At 44.8% G+C, this 15,794-nt stretch carries 14 protein-coding genes; 10 read left to right on the top strand and 4 right to left on the bottom strand.

Annotated features, from left to right (window positions below; all coding sequences use genetic code 11):
• Positions 1 to 19: 19 nt before the first annotated feature.
• The 4 genes from jag to rpmH all read right to left on the bottom strand — a co-directional run bounded on the left by jag (position 20) and on the right by rpmH (position 2,196).
• Entirely contained in the window at positions 20 to 640 is a 621-nt protein-coding gene (gene jag, locus ACTSEZ_RS14325; RefSeq protein WP_369734851.1) for an RNA-binding cell elongation regulator Jag/EloR, read from the bottom strand.
• Positions 637 to 1,413, bottom strand: a complete 777-nt coding sequence (gene spoIIIJ / locus ACTSEZ_RS14320) for a YidC family membrane integrase SpoIIIJ (RefSeq protein WP_369734850.1) — start codon at positions 1,411 to 1,413, stop codon at positions 637 to 639. Before spoIIIJ ends, jag begins: the two co-directional genes overlap by 4 nt.
• A 107-nt stretch (positions 1,414 to 1,520) precedes the next feature.
• The gene (rnpA, locus tag ACTSEZ_RS14315; RefSeq protein WP_282033546.1) at positions 1,521 to 1,895 is read right to left on the bottom strand and encodes a ribonuclease P protein component; all 375 of its coding nucleotides are present in this window, start codon (positions 1,893 to 1,895) and stop codon (positions 1,521 to 1,523) included.
• A gap of 166 nt (positions 1,896 to 2,061) precedes the next feature.
• Positions 2,062 to 2,196, bottom strand: coding sequence for a 50S ribosomal protein L34 (rpmH, locus tag ACTSEZ_RS14310; protein ID WP_029282916.1), 135 nt, complete (start codon positions 2,194 to 2,196; stop codon positions 2,062 to 2,064).
• An 854-nt stretch (positions 2,197 to 3,050) separates the two neighbouring features.
• Here rpmH and dnaA point away from each other — a divergent pair.
• The 10 genes from dnaA (at position 3,051) to ACTSEZ_RS14260 (ending at position 15,475) form a co-directional block, all read left to right on the top strand.
• A complete protein-coding gene (dnaA, locus tag ACTSEZ_RS14305) occupies positions 3,051 to 4,397 on the top strand; it encodes a chromosomal replication initiator protein DnaA (RefSeq protein ID WP_029282914.1) in 1,347 nt (448 codons plus the stop codon).
• 256 nt (positions 4,398 to 4,653) lie between these two features.
• The gene (dnaN, locus tag ACTSEZ_RS14300; RefSeq protein ID WP_029282912.1) at positions 4,654 to 5,790 is read left to right on the top strand and encodes a DNA polymerase III subunit beta; all 1,137 of its coding nucleotides are present in this window, start codon (positions 4,654 to 4,656) and stop codon (positions 5,788 to 5,790) included.
• A 205-nt stretch (positions 5,791 to 5,995) separates the two neighbouring features.
• A complete protein-coding gene (gene yaaA / locus ACTSEZ_RS14295) occupies positions 5,996 to 6,214 on the top strand; it encodes a S4 domain-containing protein YaaA (RefSeq protein WP_029282910.1) in 219 nt (72 codons plus the stop codon).
• A 45-nt stretch (positions 6,215 to 6,259) separates the two neighbouring features.
• The gene (gene recF, locus ACTSEZ_RS14290) at positions 6,260 to 7,369 is read left to right on the top strand and encodes a DNA replication/repair protein RecF (protein ID WP_369734847.1); all 1,110 of its coding nucleotides are present in this window, start codon (positions 6,260 to 6,262) and stop codon (positions 7,367 to 7,369) included.
• A gap of 19 nt (positions 7,370 to 7,388) precedes the next feature.
• Complete coding sequence (gene remB / locus ACTSEZ_RS14285) at positions 7,389 to 7,643, top strand: extracellular matrix regulator RemB (protein ID WP_369734846.1); 255 nt, start codon at positions 7,389 to 7,391, stop codon at positions 7,641 to 7,643.
• 56 nt (positions 7,644 to 7,699) lie between these two features.
• Positions 7,700 to 9,622, top strand: coding sequence for a DNA topoisomerase (ATP-hydrolyzing) subunit B (gyrB, locus tag ACTSEZ_RS14280; RefSeq protein ID WP_369734844.1), 1,923 nt, complete (start codon positions 7,700 to 7,702; stop codon positions 9,620 to 9,622).
• A gap of 136 nt (positions 9,623 to 9,758) precedes the next feature.
• A complete protein-coding gene (ymaG, locus tag ACTSEZ_RS14275) occupies positions 9,759 to 10,013 on the top strand; it encodes an inner spore coat protein YmaG (RefSeq protein ID WP_203289294.1) in 255 nt (84 codons plus the stop codon).
• Positions 10,014 to 10,140: 127 nt separating this feature from the next.
• The gene (locus tag ACTSEZ_RS14270; RefSeq protein ID WP_369734842.1) at positions 10,141 to 11,514 is read left to right on the top strand and encodes a copper amine oxidase; all 1,374 of its coding nucleotides are present in this window, start codon (positions 10,141 to 10,143) and stop codon (positions 11,512 to 11,514) included.
• A gap of 285 nt (positions 11,515 to 11,799) precedes the next feature.
• The gene (gene gyrA / locus ACTSEZ_RS14265; RefSeq protein WP_369734840.1) at positions 11,800 to 14,319 is read left to right on the top strand and encodes a DNA gyrase subunit A; all 2,520 of its coding nucleotides are present in this window, start codon (positions 11,800 to 11,802) and stop codon (positions 14,317 to 14,319) included.
• A 106-nt stretch (positions 14,320 to 14,425) separates the two neighbouring features.
• Positions 14,426 to 15,475 (top strand): HD-GYP domain-containing protein, encoded by a 1,050-nt coding sequence (locus ACTSEZ_RS14260; protein ID WP_369734839.1) that lies wholly within the window; start codon positions 14,426 to 14,428, stop codon positions 15,473 to 15,475.
• The last annotated feature ends 319 nt before the right edge of the window (positions 15,476 to 15,794 follow it).

Here is a 15,794-nt window from a genome sequence, read left to right as displayed (position 1 = left end):
TCGTATCAGCGGGGTTTTGCTATTTAGGCGCAATCACCAAATGGCGGTGAGGTTCTTCACCTACAGAGTAGGTTTTGATCTTATGCTGCTGGCTGACCAGTGCAGCATGGATGATCTTCCGTTCATAGGAAGGCATCGGCTCGAGCGGAACTTCTTTCCTCGTCCGGATCGCCTGATGGGCAAGCTTGTGAGCGAGCTGAATCAGGGTCTCTTTGCGGCGGGATCTGTAGTTTTCCGCATCAACGGTAATGTTCAGATAGTGATTGGCATGGCGGTTTGCCGCAAGCTGCGTTAAATACTGCAGGGAATTGAGGGTTTGTCCTCGTTTTCCGATTAAAAGAGCCACTTTCTCTCCTTCAATTTGAAACGTCACATTTTTCCCGTCCTGCTTCATTTCAACAGCGGCGTCCACGCCCATATTTCTGACAACATCCGTTAAAAAGCGATGCGCTTCTTCTGCGGGGTTCGGCCGTTTAACAGCTTTCACCCTTGCCGGCTTTGAGCCGAACAGGCCCAAAAAACCTTTTTTTCCTTCATCAATCACGGTGATTTCTACTTCATTTTCAGTTGCATGAAGCTCTTTTAAAGCGGATTGTACTGCTTCTTTGACGCTAAGTCCCTCAGCAGTTATTTCTCTCACTTTTTCTTTCCTCCCGATTTCAAAAGGGCATTCTTTTTAATATCAGGTCCGTAGATGATCATAGTCTGCACGATCATGAACAGGTTACCTACAACCCAGTACAGGGAAAGTGCAGCCGGGAAGCTGACAGCAAAGATGACGATCATAATTGGCATGATATAAAGAAGCATGGCCATTTGCGGATTTTGACTTGCTGTTCCTGCCATCGTTAATTTCTGCTGAATGAATGTTGTAATACCGGCAATGACCGGCAGAAGGAATAATGGATCACGTGCACCAAGGTCAAACCACAGGAAGTTGTGATCGGCAATTGCTTCTGTTCTCATGATGGCATGATAGAATCCGATAAGAATCGGCATCTGCACAAGTAAAGGAAAACATCCTGCAAGAGGATTTACCTTATTCTTCTGGAAAAGAGCCATTGTTTCCTGCTGAAGCTTCTGCTGTGTTTTCTGATCTTTCGAGCTGTACTTTTCACGCAGTTTCTGCATTTCAGGCTGCAGTTCCTGCATCGCTTTGGAGTTTTTGATCTGCTTGATCATCAGAGGCAGAATGGCAAAGCGGATAAGAAGTGTAACGATAACAATGGAAATTCCGTAGTTTTCACCCGTTAATTCTGCGAAATATATAATGAGCCATGACAACGGATAGACAATATATTGGTTCCAGAACCCCTGGCTTTCTTCTGTGATTGGCTGATTGACTTCTGTACATCCTGCAAGAAGCATCACCATGCTCACTAAGCCAAGCACTAACAATATTCTCCTTTTCAACCGGTATTCCTCCTAACAATCTAACTGAACCGGACAATTTTTGCCGGCGTACCCAACCTATATTCTAACATCTTTAGATAAGAAATCGAAATTTGTTCTAAACATTTCTATGTATTTTTTATGGCGCTTTCACGGCGAATGCCGGGCTTTAGGATTTTCGTTTTTCTGAAAAGGTGCAGGAGACTGCTTTTCACTTCATGATAGTCCATTTCAGACGCGGGTTTTCTGGCAATGACAATGTAGTCCATGCCTGTTTTCAAGCTGTCTTTTTCTTCAAGGAATACTTGACGGACGAGACGCTTTACCCTGTTTCTGGTCACGGCATTTCCTATCTTTTTGCTGACTGACAGGCCTAAGCGGAATTCCTTTTCTTCAGGCTGGTTCAGCATGTAGATCACAAATTGTCTGTTTGCCATCGACTTGCCCTGCTTGAATACTTTTTGGAAGTCTTCGTTTTTTTTAATGCGGTTTTTCTTTTTCATGCCCTCACTCCGGATCCTTCCCTGACGTTCCTTTAGCCTGCTGAAAGCTCTGCCATCATTATTTCTTTAAAAGAATCTATTTAAACAGCTGTTTTCCTAAAAACATGGCCCAATCTGTTTGAAGGATTGGGCCATGTAAAAAAGACCACTGATAGTTTTCAGTGGCCTATGCTGATAATACTTTTCTTCCTTTGCGACGACGTGCTGCTAGCACTTTACGTCCGTTCTTTGAGCTCATGCGAGCGCGGAAACCGTGAACTTTGCTGTGTTTGCGGTTATTTGGCTGATACGTTCTTTTCATTATAGACACCTCCCTGAGGAATAGCTGTTAAAGACAGTCTTTCTAATTATAGAGAGTGACCCCTCGAATTGTCAACCATCTGTCAAAAAAGATTTGGTTCTGCGGTTTTTCGTTGTTGTTTTTCTGGCATTAGCGTTTTTTGCAACCCGTTCCCTTTCGCTCCAGTCACTTGCTTTCCGCGGGGAGCGCCGGGAGCTTCCTCAGCTGCGCTTGCGGGATCTCCCGTGCACTCTTCATCCCGCAGGAGTCAAGTACCTTCCACTTCAGTCCACTGGAGAATTGTTTATGTAAGTAAAACATTCCTTCCCGCATGACAAACTGTTCCCTTTCCCTTCCGCTGCAGTCCAATGGATTTCTGCTCTATTCAAGTACTAAAGCCATAAACAATTCTGGAGACTTAAACACCTTCTGCAGCCTGTCCAATTTCCCCCGCGATGCCGGCCTGTGCACAATTTTTTCGACATATTTTTTTATCCACACCTGTTATCGACAGGTTTCTCACAGAACAAACAGATGTGGACAATTTTTCTCAACAGGAAAGCAGGTATGTGGATAAGTTTTTCAAAACCATTGCGCCGCTTCGTTTAATTTGATATTATATTTGTGTTTTCACTCTGAATATCAAACGGTATAAAATCAATTATCCACACATTGTGGATAACATGTGGAAAGATTATAAACACCCTGTTAAAAAACTTGTCCACACGTGATGGTTTATGTCGAAAAGATGTTTTACTACTATATTATATATTTATGCACATTTTGTCCTTTTTGTATATTTATTCGCACGCCTATGAATGGTTGTACAAAACATATACACGTTACTTTTTAAAAGAAGGAGGGAGATGCCTCATATGGAGAATATTGATGAGCTGTGGAGCAAGGCGCTGTCTGAAATTGAAAAAAAACTCAGCAAGCCAAGCTTTGAAACGTGGCTGAAATCGACGAAGGCCCATGCACTTAAAGGAGACACGCTGACGATTACGGCTCCTAATGAATTTGCACGCGACTGGCTGGAATCACGGTATCTGCATTTAATTGCCAATACCATTTATGAACTGACAGGCGAGGAGCTGCTGATCAAGTTCATTATTCCCCAAAATCAGAACGAAGCAGATTTTATGCCGAAATCACCGATTAAGCAGGTGGCAAAGGACGAAGAGCAGATCGAGCTGCCTCAAAATATGTTGAATCCAAAATATACGTTCGATACATTCGTTATCGGTTCAGGCAACAGGTTTGCCCACGCAGCGTCGCTTGCCGTGGCAGAAGCGCCTGCAAAAGCCTACAATCCGCTGTTTATCTATGGGGGAGTAGGACTTGGAAAAACGCATCTTATGCATGCAATCGGCCATTATGTCATTGATCATAAACCAAATGCAAAGGTCGTTTACCTGTCCTCAGAGAAATTCACGAACGAATTCATTAACAGCATCCGTGATAACAAGGCGAAAGATTTCCGCAACAAATACCGTAGCGTTGACGTTTTGCTTATAGATGATATTCAGTTTCTTGCCGGAAAAGAACAGACGCAGGAGGAGTTTTTCCATACGTTTAACACCCTGCATGAAGAAAGCAAGCAGATTGTCATTTCCAGCGACCGTCCTCCAAAGGAAATACCGACACTAGAAGACCGCCTCAGATCCAGATTTGAATGGGGACTGATTACGGACATTACCCCTCCGGATCTTGAGACGCGTATTGCGATTCTCAGAAAAAAAGCAAAGGCTGAGGGCCTTGATATCCCTAATGAAGTCATGCTTTATATCGCCAATCAAATTGATTCCAACATTCGTGAACTTGAAGGCGCACTTATTCGGGTTGTTGCTTATTCATCCCTTATCAATAAAGACATAAATGCAGATCTTGCTGCAGAAGCTTTAAAAGACATCATCCCGAGCTCAAAGCCGAAAATGATCACCATTGCGGATATTCAGCGCATGGTAGGCCAGCATTTCAGCGTGAAGCTTGAGGATTTTAAAGCAAAAAAACGAACAAAATCCGTCGCGTTTCCAAGGCAGATCGCGATGTATCTGTCACGGGAACTGACTGATTCCTCTCTTCCGAAGATCGGCGAGGAATTCGGAGGCCGCGACCATACAACCGTCATTCATGCCCATGAGAAAATCTCCAAGCTCCTTCAGGCTGATGATCAGCTTGTTAAACAGCTGAAAGAAATAGAGAGCATGCTGAAGAACTAGCTCTCTCTCAAGCAGCATAAACCAGGAAAAATCATCTCAAAATAAAATAGAGCATCCGGGATAATGTGAATAACCCAATACGATTCATACACAGTCTGTCCACATGTGGATAGGCTGTGTTTCCTTTCTTCAACAGAGTTATACACATATCAACAGGCCCTACTAGTACTTCTACTATTTTTTTCTTTAAAATATATATATATTAAGTCACCAGAAGAAATATTCCACCGTACGAAAAAAAGGAGGATTTACCCTAATGAAATTCGTCATTCAAAAAGACCGTCTTGTTCAAAGCGTACAGGATGTCATGAAAGCTGTTTCGTCCAGAACGACTATTCCAATCCTGACGGGAATTAAAATTGTGGCAACAGAAGAAGGAGTCACTCTTACAGGAAGTGATTCTGATATCTCGATTGAGTCTTTCATTCCTACAGAGGAAAACGGAAAAGAGATTGCAGAAATCAAGCAGGCAGGCAGCATCGTCCTTCAGGCCCGTTTCTTCAGTGAAATCGTTAAAAAACTTCCTAAGGATTCTGTGGAGATGGAGGTTCATGGCCATCACATGACAGTCATCCGTTCAGGCAAAGCAGAGTTCAACTTAAATGGACTGGATGCAGAGGAATATCCGCATCTTCCTCAAGTGGAGGAGCACAACAGCTTCAAAGTTCCGACAGATCTTTTAAAAACGATGATCAGACAAACCGTTTTTTCTGTTTCAACTTCCGAAACACGCCCGATTTTGACAGGTGTTAACTGGAAGCTTGAAAATAAAGAGCTGATCTGCATCGCAACAGACAGCCACCGTCTTGCCCTCCGCAAGGCGAAGATTGAAATGGAAGCTGACACTTCCTACAATGTTGTCATTCCCGGAAAAAGTTTAAATGAATTGAGCAAAATTCTTGCTGATACAAGTGAAGAAATCGAAATCGTGATCACAGAAAGCCAGGTGCTTTTCAAAGCGGAAAACCTGCTGTTCTTCTCAAGACTTCTTGACGGAAACTATCCTGATACAACGAGGCTGATTCCTTCTGAAAGCAAAACAGAAATGGTTCTGAATACAAAAGATTTTCTTCAGGCCATCGACCGCGCATCTCTTCTTGCAAAAGAAGGCAGAAACAACGTTGTAAAGTTCTCTACGCTTGAAGACGGAATTGTCGAAGTTTCTTCGAATACTCCGGAAATCGGAAAAGTTATCGAGGAAGTGCAGACACAGGAACTCTCAGGAGAAGAATTAAAAATTTCTTTCAGTGCAAAATATATGATGGATGCATTAAAGGCACTTGAGGGAACAGAAATCAGCATCAGCTTTACAGGTGCGATGAGACCGTTTTTGATTCGCACTCCAAATGACGATTCCATCCTTCAGCTGATTCTCCCTGTCAGAACGTATTAATGACACAAGCTGCCGGCGGTCTGCCGGCAGCTTTCTTTTTTTAGCTGAAGTCTTAACCCGGCCAGGGAGGACTTTTGTCACGAATGGTGTCCGCGCAGAAAAGACATGATTTTCTTTAAAAAGAACAGACAGCTGCCTATTGTGGTATGGCCAGTATATTTAGTAAAATAAAGTGTTAGAGATTTTAGAAAGAAGGCGATCCGGAATGTCCAGAAAACCTGTTAAAATAGATACAGAATATATAGCACTGGGCCAATTTTTAAAATTGGCTGATGTGATTCAGACCGGCGGCATGGCAAAATGGTTTCTTCAGGAATATGCGATATTTGTAAACGGGGAGCCAGAGAACCGCCGCGGCAAAAAACTTTATGACGGAGATCTTGTTGATATTCCTGATTTCGGAACATTTATCGTTAAAAGCTGAATGTTTCAAGATGTGAAATACACAACTTAAAGTTGGTGAACGGATTTGTTTATCAAAGAACTGTCCCTGCGTAACTACCGCAACTATAAAGAACTGACTGCGGAGTTTGAAAACAAGGTCAATGTCATCCTCGGGGAGAATGCCCAGGGAAAAACGAATGTGATGGAAGCGATCTATGTCCTGGCCATGGCCAAATCCCACCGCACGTCAAATGACAAAGATCTTATCTACTGGGACGAGGAATATGCTAAAATAGAAGGCAGAGCAGAAAAACAAAACGGTTCTGTGCCCATGCAGCTCGTCATTTCAAAAAAAGGAAAAAAAGCGAAGCTGAACCACATTGAGCAGCAGAAATTAAGCCAGTATGTCGGAGCGATGAACGTGATCATGTTTGCTCCCGAAGACCTTAACCTTGTAAAAGGCAGCCCACAGGTCAGAAGACGCTTTATCGATATGGAAATCGGACAGGTTTCGCCTGTCTATCTTCATGATTTAAATAAATTTCAAAAAGTCATGCTGCAGCGGAATCAGTATTTAAAACAGCTGCAGATGAAGAGGCAGACAGACCGGACGATGCTTGATGTGCTGACTTCGCAGCTTGCAGAATCCGCTGCAAAAGTAGTGAAAAAGCGAATGGAGTTTCTCGGCAAGCTCCAGAAATGGGCTCAGCCGGTCCATGAGGGTATCAGCAGGGGGCTTGAAACACTGACGATTGAGTATAAAGCCTCCGCTGATGTATCAGAAGCCTCAAGTTTGTCGAAAATGATAGAAGGATATGAAGAGAAGTTTGATAAAATAAAAGAAAAAGAAATTGAGCGCGGAGCAACACTTGCCGGTCCGCACAGAGATGATCTTCTTTTCTTTGTGAACGGGCGGGACGTTCAGACGTTCGGCTCCCAGGGACAGCAGCGGACAACCGCTCTCTCGCTGAAACTTGCAGAAATCGATCTGATTCACGAAGAAATCGGCGAGTATCCGATTCTTCTTCTTGATGATGTTTTATCTGAACTTGATGATTACAGGCAATCGCATTTATTAAATACAATTCAGGGGAAAGTGCAGACGTTTGTCACGACGACAAGCGTTGAAGGCATTGACCATAAGACGCTGAAGGAAGCAACAACGTACCGCGTTTCAAAAGGCACGCTTACTTAAGTGAGAGAGGTGGTTTTTCATGTATATCCACTTGGGAGACAATTTCGTGATTCCTTCAAAGGAAGTCGTCATGATTATTGATCATCAATCGTCAAAGACGTCCGGAATTGTCACTGAATTTTTGGAAAAGCAGCAGAATCAGCCGGTAAAGCTTGCAAATGGCGAAACAAAGTCGATTGTTGTGACGACAGACAAGGTTTATTTTTCTCCTCTTGCTTCAGGCACGCTGAAAAAACGTGCAAAATTCTCATTTGACATAGAGACGGCAGAATGAACGTTCTGAACCCAATCTATAAGCCCTTAAGAAAAGTGTAGGTGATCATAGTGGCGATGGAACAAAAACAAATGGAACAGCAATCATATGATGAAAACCAGATACAAGTACTAGAAGGCTTAGAGGCTGTCCGGAAACGTCCCGGAATGTATATTGGCTCAACTGCGGTGAAAGGTCTCCACCATCTGGTCTGGGAGATTGTCGATAACAGTATCGATGAAGCTCTTGCAGGCTACTGCGATGAGATTAATATTATCGTTGAAGAAGACAACAGCATTACCGTAAAAGACAACGGCCGCGGAATTCCGGTTGGAATCCATGAAAAAATGGGACGTCCTGCAGTTGAAGTGATTATGACGGTGCTTCATGCCGGAGGAAAATTCGGCGGCGGCGGATACAAGGTCTCAGGCGGTCTTCACGGCGTAGGTGCATCTGTCGTAAATGCCCTGTCTACGTATCTTGAAGTCACTGTTTACCGCGACGGCAAAATTCATTATCAGAAGTTTGAGCGCGGTGTGCCTGCTGCTGACCTGTCAGTGATCGGCGAAACAGAAGTAACCGGAACAACCACTCACTTTGTCCCCGATCCGGAAATTTTCACTGAGACGACAGAATATGATTTTGACACGCTTGCAAACCGTTTAAGAGAGCTTGCCTTCTTAAACCGCAATATTAAAATCACAATTGAAGACAAACGTGAAACGAAACGCAAAAAAGAATATCTGTACGAAGGCGGCATTAAATCCTATGTTGAGCATTTAAACCGCACAAGAGAAGTCATCCATGAGGAGCCTGTCTACATGGAAGGTGAAAAGGACGGCATTACAGTCGAGGTTGCCCTTCAGTACAATGATTCCTATACAAGCAACATTTATTCGTTCGCCAACAATATTCACACTTATGAAGGCGGAACGCATGAAGCTGGATTTAAAACGGCTCTTACACGCGTTATCAATGACTATGCCCGCAAAAGCGGCGCTTTTAAAGACAATGATGCCAACCTTACAGGTGACGATGTGCGCGAAGGTTTGACAGCCATTATTTCTGTTAAACATCCGGACCCGCAGTTTGAGGGCCAGACGAAGACGAAGCTCGGCAACTCAGAAACGCGGACTGTAACGGATAATGTCTTTGCAGATGCGTTTGAAAAGTTCCTGCTTGAGAATCCTTCAACAGCAAAGAAAATTGTTGAAAAAGGGGTTATGGCATCAAGAGCGCGTCTTGCAGCCAAAAAAGCGCGCGAGCTGACGCGCCGTAAAAGTGCGCTTGAGATCTCCAACCTGCCTGGGAAACTTGCCGACTGTTCGTCTAAAGACCCGTCCATCTCAGAACTCTACGTCGTTGAGGGTGACTCTGCCGGCGGTTCTGCAAAACAGGGGCGCGACCGTCATTTCCAGGCGATTCTGCCGCTTAGAGGAAAAATCATCAACGTAGAAAAAGCACGTCTTGATAAAATCCTTTCCAACAATGAGATCCGGACCATTATTACGGCACTCGGAACAGGAATTGCGGAAGACTTTGATATCTCAAAAGCCCGCTATCATAAAATCATTATCATGACAGATGCAGACGTTGACGGAGCCCATATCCGCACACTGCTACTGACGTTTTTCTACCGCTACATGAGACAGATCATCGAAAGCGGATTTGTCTACATTGCCCAGCCGCCGCTTTACAAGGTGCAGCAGGGAAAACGGATTGAATATGCGTACAATGACAGAGAGATGGAGAAGCTTATGGCAGAACTGCCTGCAACTCCTAAGCCTGGAATTCAGCGCTACAAAGGTCTTGGCGAGATGAATCCTGAGCAGCTTTGGGAGACAACGATGGATCCGAACACGCGGACATTCCTTCAGGTTACTCTTGAAGATGCGATGGAAGCAGATGAAACCTTTGATATTCTGATGGGCGACAAAGTCGAACCCCGCCGGAACTTTATCGAAGGCAACGCCCAGTATGTTAAAAACCTTGATATCTAAGTTCAAAAAGGCAAACCGGATCCCGGCTTTGCCTTTTCTTTTTGTCTGAAATTCCGTCATAGCCCACTACATTTCACATGTCCCTGCATATCTTTGTAAAGAAAGTAGGCAACTTATCTAAGCAGGAGGCGTGAAAATGAATAATCAGCAATATGACATGAGGCGTCCATTCGGATTTGGAGGAGGCTTCGGGAGACCGGGCTTTGGCTTTGGAAGACCAGGCTTCGGATTTGGAAGACCTGGATTCGGCTTCGGGAGACCGGGCTTCGGTTTTCCGTTTGCAACAGGGTTTGTCGGCGGTCTTGCGACAGGAGCGCTGCTGTCGCCGGGCTACGGCTACGGATATCCTTATCCATATTATCCGCCGTACCCGTACTATCCGTATTATTAAGTTCCTTAAAAAACATCCGGGCAGGATGTTTTTTAATTTTTTTAAAAAATAAGTGATCCATGCTTAAATTCTCTCCGTTAGTCATGATGTAAACGTCAAATAAACATAAATAAAAGGAGAGAATAACATGAAGATGAAAAAAGCACTGATTGCTGTACCACTCAGTTTTTCCCTGCTGATTCCGGCTTTTGGAACAGTGAACGCAGAAGATCACGGAGGCAGCCACGGCGGAAGCCACAGCGGCATGGCATCAGCAGAAGTATCAAACCCTGCCATTGATCTTCGGGCATCACTTGATGCGATCCTCTCAGAGCATGCATACTTAGCAGTAGTCGCGATGCAAAAAGGCATTGACGGCAAAGAAGATTTTGAAGCAGCTGCAGGACAGCTTAATAAGAATACAGAAGATTTATCGGCAGCTGTCGGATCTGTTTATGGTGAAGAAGCCGGAAATCAATTCAAAGAGATTTGGAGCAGCCACATCGGCTATTTCGTGGACTATGTAACGGCAACAGCTGAAAACAATGAAGAAGGCAGAAAACAGGCACTCGCTGAACTTGACGAATACCGTGCAGAACAAGCGAAGTTTCTCGATACAGCAACAGAAGGCCGCCTGAAAGCAGCAGATCTTGAAGCAGGTCTTAAAGTTCACGTTGACCAGCTGATCGGGGCTTTTGAAAGCTACAGAGCGGGCGAGTATGATAAAGCATATGATGATGTAACAGAATCGATGCACCATATGTTTGGAGTGGGTAAAGGTCTTTCATGGGCCATCACTGACCAGTTCCCTGAGAAATTTGAAAATACATCTCCTGACACACCTGCTGCTGACTTGCGCGCAAATCTAAATCAAGTATTTTCTGAACATGCAGCATTGGCGGCATTGACAATGCAAAAAGGAATTGACGGAGCAAAAGACTTTGATGCGGCGGCGGCAGCACTGAACGAAAACACAGATGATCTGACAGCGGCTGTTGAATCTGTCTACGGTGCTGAAGGAGCTGCGCAGTTTAAAGAAATCTGGAGCAGCCACATCGGCTACTTTGTTGACTATGTGACAGCAACTGCCGAAAACAATGAAGCCGGGAAGGAAGAAGCGGTAGCGGAGCTTGATGCATACCGTGCAGAACAGGCGGCATTCCTTGACGCTGCAACAGAAGGCAGACTGAAAGCGGCTGACCTCGAGGCGGGTCTCAAAGAGCATGTTGACCAGCTTCTTGCGGCATTTAACAGCTACACAGGAAAAGACTACCCTGCAGCCTATGAAAATATCCATGTTGCGTATTCGCACATGTTCGGAGTAGGCCAGGCCCTGTCAGGTGCCATTACGGACCAGTTCCCTGAAAAGTTTGAAGGACAAAAGCCTTCTGACATGCCGAAAACAGGCTTGGGCGGCATGAGCCAGTCAAACAGCAGTGTCATTATGTGGGCTGTATTCGGATTTATCTTAGCCTCTGCAGCGGTCGCAATGATTGCACGCAAAAAATCAGTGAAAAACTAAGGGCTGGAGCAGAGGTTTTGAGCAAGGCCCGCCTTATTTGAAAAATAAGAGTAAAAGAACTGTGATCCCTGCCGAAAAGGCAGGGATTATTCGGTTTTTCGGGATATTTCTATGAAATTGACGTGTAATGTCATAGGTTTATTGATATAATGGAGAGTAGGCTATTATTCAATTATCGGAAAGACTTACATATTTAAGATCTTATATATTTCAGCAAGAACATCATTACAAAAACTTTTAACTCCCGTTTTTTATGGAGCTAGATAGATTAGGGAGGTTCAACTCATGGAAGAAAACAAAACACCTAACGTGAAAGAGATTAATATCAGTCACGAGATGCGTTCTTCTTTTCTCGATTATGCGATGAGCGTTATCGTTTCGCGCGCTCTTCCGGACGTTCGTGACGGCCTGAAGCCTGTTCACCGCCGGATTCTCTACGCGATGAATGACCTTGGCATGACATCGGACAAACCGTTCAAAAAGTCTGCGCGTATCGTCGGTGAAGTAATCGGGAAGTATCATCCGCACGGCGACAGCGCCGTTTACGACTCTATGGTCCGGATGGCACAGGATTTCAACTTCCGCTATATGCTTGTCGACGGTCACGGGAACTTTGGTTCAGTTGACGGTGACGGTGCAGCAGCGATGCGTTATACAGAAGCCCGCATGTCGAAGATCGCGATGGAGCTTCTCCGCGATATTAACAAAGACACCATCGATTATCAGGACAACTATGACGGGTCTGAACGTGAACCTGTCGTGCTTCCTTCAAGGTTCCCTAATCTTCTGGTAAACGGAGCAGCGGGGATTGCTGTCGGCATGGCGACAAACATTCCGCCTCATCAGCTTGGAGAAGTCATCGACGGGGTGCTTGCTGTCAGCAAAGATCCGGAAGTCAGCATACAGGAGCTTATGGAAATCATTCCGGGCCCGGACTTCCCTACTGCAGGACAGATTATCGGCAGAAGCGGCATTCGCAAAGCGTATGAGACCGGCCGGGGATCGATCACCATCAGAGCAAAAGTTGAAATTGAACAAAAAGCGTCAGGCAAGGAAGTCATTATCGTTAAAGAGCTTCCTTACCAGGTGAACAAAGCGAAGCTGATCGAGAAAATTGCAGAGCTTGTCCGCGACAAAAAGATCGAAGGCATCACTGACTTAAGGGACGAATCCGACCGAAACGGCATGCGTATTGTCATTGAAGTCCGTAAAGATGCAAATTCAAATGTCCTTTTGAACAATCTTTTTAAACAGACGGCTCTTCAGACAAGCTTCGGCATCAACATGCTTGCTCTTGTAGGAGGACAGCCTCAGGTTCTGAACCTGAAGCAGTTCCTTGTCTATTATCTGGACCATCAAAAGGTGATTATCCGCCGCCGCACAGCCTTTGAGCTGCGCAAAGCGGAAGCGCGTGCGCATATTCTTGAAGGACTCCGGATTGCACTTGATCATCTGGATGAAGTGATTGCTCTTATCCGTGCATCACAGACAACAGATATCGCCAAACAGGGATTGATGGACAACTTCTCTCTTTCTGAAAAACAGGCACAGGCTATTCTTGACATGCGTCTTCAGCGCTTAACAGGACTTGAGCGCGAAAAGATTGAAGAAGAATACCAGAGTCTTGTTAAACTGATCGCAGAACTGAAGGCGATTCTTGCAGATGATGAGAAAGTTCTTGAAATCATCCGCGAGGAGCTGGAAGAAATTAAGGAGCGCTTCAATGATGTGCGCCGTACGGAGATTGTAACCGGCGGCATCGAAATGATTGAAGACGAAGACTTAATTCCTGTTGAGAACATCGTGATTACGCTCACGCATAACGGCTATATAAAGAGACTTCCAATCTCCACATACCGAAGCCAGAGAAGGGGCGGACGGGGGATTCAGGGAATGGGCACGAATGAAGATGATTTCGTCGAACATCTGCTCACAACCTCAACCCACGACACGATTCTGTTCTTTACGAACAAAGGAAAGGTTTACCGTGCAAAAGGCTACGAGATTCCTGAGTACGGAAGAACGGCAAAAGGTCTGCCGATCATTAACCTGCTTGAGATTGAAAAAGGTGAATGGGTGAATGCCATCATTCCTGTTTCGGAATTTGCAGATGACTGGTCACTCTTCTTCACAACGAAAGAAGGAATCTCAAAACGGTCTCCCCTTTCTCAATTTGCCAACATCAGAAAAGGCGGCCTGATTGCTGTCAATCTGCGCGAAGCAGATGAGCTGATTTCGGTAAGGCTGACGGACGGAACGAAACACATCATGATCGGAACGAAAAAGGGAATGCTGATTCGCTTCCCTGAAACAGACGTCCGCTCAATGGGCCGGACGGCTACAGGTGTAAAAGGCATTACGCTTGATGCGGATGACGAAGTTGTCGGCATGGAGATCCTGGAAGAGGACGCAGACGTTCTGACTGTCACGCGAAACGGATTCGGCAAGCGGACGCCTGCAGCTGAATACCGCGTGCAAAGCCGCGGCGGAAAAGGGATTAAAACATGTAATGTAACTGAAAAGAACGGTACTGTCATATCTGTTAAGCCTTCAACAGGAGAAGAGGACCTGATGCTGATTACAGCAAGCGGCGTTCTGATCCGGATGGCCATTGACAGCATCTCGACAACGGGACGAAACACACAGGGCGTCAAGCTGATTAAGCTTGGTGACGAAGAACACGTTGCAACAGTAGCGGTAGTGGAAAAAGAAGAACTGGAACCTGAAGAGGATCTGACAGAGGAACAGACTCAGGATCCTGAATCTGAAGCACCGACGGAAGATCCAACAGGCACTGAAGAATAAGGAGGAAAAGTACAGCTTAAGCTGTACTTTTTTTCTGTCTTTTTTATTCAATAAATCCATATCCTTCTAAAAAGATTGGGTTATAATCAGGTTGGGAGGGATTCATGTGAGGGTCCATATCAATCAGATAAATGAGGGGAACATCTTGCTGAAGGATGTTCTTTCAGCATCGGGTAAACCGCTTATGCGGAAACATACTGTCCTTAAACGGGAACTGATCGATGTTTTGAATGCGTTTTTAATAGAGACAGTAGATATAGAATCATCCAGCGAGACCGAGCAGGACAAAAACGTTCCGGCGGACAAGTCTGTTACCTCGTTTGGGACTGTCTACCATGCTGCTGTCCATGGCTTTAAAAAACTGTATGCGGACTGGCATTCAGGTGCTTCAGTTGACATCTCAAAGGTTAGAAATCTTCTGATTCCTGCTGTGGAACATATCCTGCAACACCCGTCAGAAGTGTTTAAAACAACCGGATATTCAGGAGAAGAAGACTATCTCTACCATCAATCTGTATCAGCGGCGCTTCTTAGCGCAAGCCTCGCCAAATCTTCAGGCTTTCCGCACGGTGACGTGATTCAGATTGCAATGACAGGACTGCTTTGCGACTGCGGACTGACTAAGCTTGATCAGGGGTTTATTCAGAAAAAAAGAGCTCTGACCGCAAAAGAATTTGACGAAATCAAACAGCATCCTGTACACAGCTATAAAATGCTCAAAAACATTGTATCCTTAAAAGAAGCTGTCAAGATCGGCGTCCTGCAGCATCATGAACGAATGGACGGAAGCGGGTATCCCCTCGGCACTAAAGGAGACCAGCTTCATCCTTACGGGAGGATTGCAGCGCTTGCCCACGCCTATCAGGCTATGGTCAGCAGCAGGCCGTACAGAGACCGGCAGTCTCCATTTCACGTTCTTGAGCAGCTGATGGAAGATGAGTTTGGCAGATTTGACCTCTCAGCTCTTAATTCATTGAAAAAAGGACTGCTGACATTCAGCAGCGGGACAATCGTCAGGCTGTCTGATGGGCGAACAGCAGAAATTGTATTTATAGAAGATCACCAGCCTGCAAGACCTCTTGTGAAGCTTCAGGACAGCGGGGAAATGATTGCTCTAAAAGAATACAGACAGCTATATATAGAAGAAATATTATAAGAGCAATTTTTTGCTCTTTTTTTATTGCTTATTTAAAAGAATGCTGATATAATTCTAAAAGTCAGTAAGAAAGCCACTACATAAGCGAGTTTAGCAAAAAAACATTTACAAAATGTTATTGACTTAATGGGCTTTAGAGTGATATACTGATTAGGTCGCTTCGAGATGAAACGACACAAAAAGTTCTTTGAAAACTAAACAAAACCAAAAGCGTACCAAACGTTTTAAATTTTTAAGTCAGCAACATTTATGAGTCACAAATTTTCTTCGGAGAGTTTGATCCTGGCTCAGGACGAACGCTGGCGGCGTGCCTAATACA

It is taken from the genome of Metabacillus mesotrionivorans (assembly GCF_052171315.1).
GTDB lineage: Bacteria > Bacillota > Bacilli > Bacillales > Bacillaceae > Bacillus_P.
The sequence above is the reverse complement of the archived record's forward strand: the minus strand, read 5'-3'. Positions and strand labels throughout refer to the sequence as shown.

Excerpts from the sequence above, each read along its gene's own strand:
- yaaA (WP_029282910.1), top strand. The coding sequence starts at position 5,996 with ATGTCCAGAAAACCTGTTAAAATAGATACAGAATATATAGCACTGGGC.
- gyrB (WP_369734844.1), top strand. The coding sequence starts at position 7,700 with ATGGAACAAAAACAAATGGAACAGCAATCATATGATGAAAACCAGATA.
- ACTSEZ_RS14270 (WP_369734842.1), top strand. The coding sequence starts at position 10,141 with ATGAAGATGAAAAAAGCACTGATTGCTGTACCACTCAGTTTTTCCCTG.
- rpmH (WP_029282916.1), bottom strand. The coding sequence starts at position 2,196 with ATGAAAAGAACGTATCAGCCAAATAACCGCAAACACAGCAAAGTTCAC.
- remB (WP_369734846.1), top strand. The coding sequence starts at position 7,389 with ATGTATATCCACTTGGGAGACAATTTCGTGATTCCTTCAAAGGAAGTC.
- ymaG (WP_203289294.1), top strand. The coding sequence starts at position 9,759 with ATGAATAATCAGCAATATGACATGAGGCGTCCATTCGGATTTGGAGGA.
- dnaA (WP_029282914.1), top strand. The coding sequence starts at position 3,051 with ATGGAGAATATTGATGAGCTGTGGAGCAAGGCGCTGTCTGAAATTGAA.
- gyrA (WP_369734840.1), top strand. The coding sequence starts at position 11,800 with ATGGAAGAAAACAAAACACCTAACGTGAAAGAGATTAATATCAGTCAC.
- dnaN (WP_029282912.1), top strand. The coding sequence starts at position 4,654 with ATGAAATTCGTCATTCAAAAAGACCGTCTTGTTCAAAGCGTACAGGAT.
- rnpA (WP_282033546.1), bottom strand. The coding sequence starts at position 1,895 with ATGAAAAAGAAAAACCGCATTAAAAAAAACGAAGACTTCCAAAAAGTA.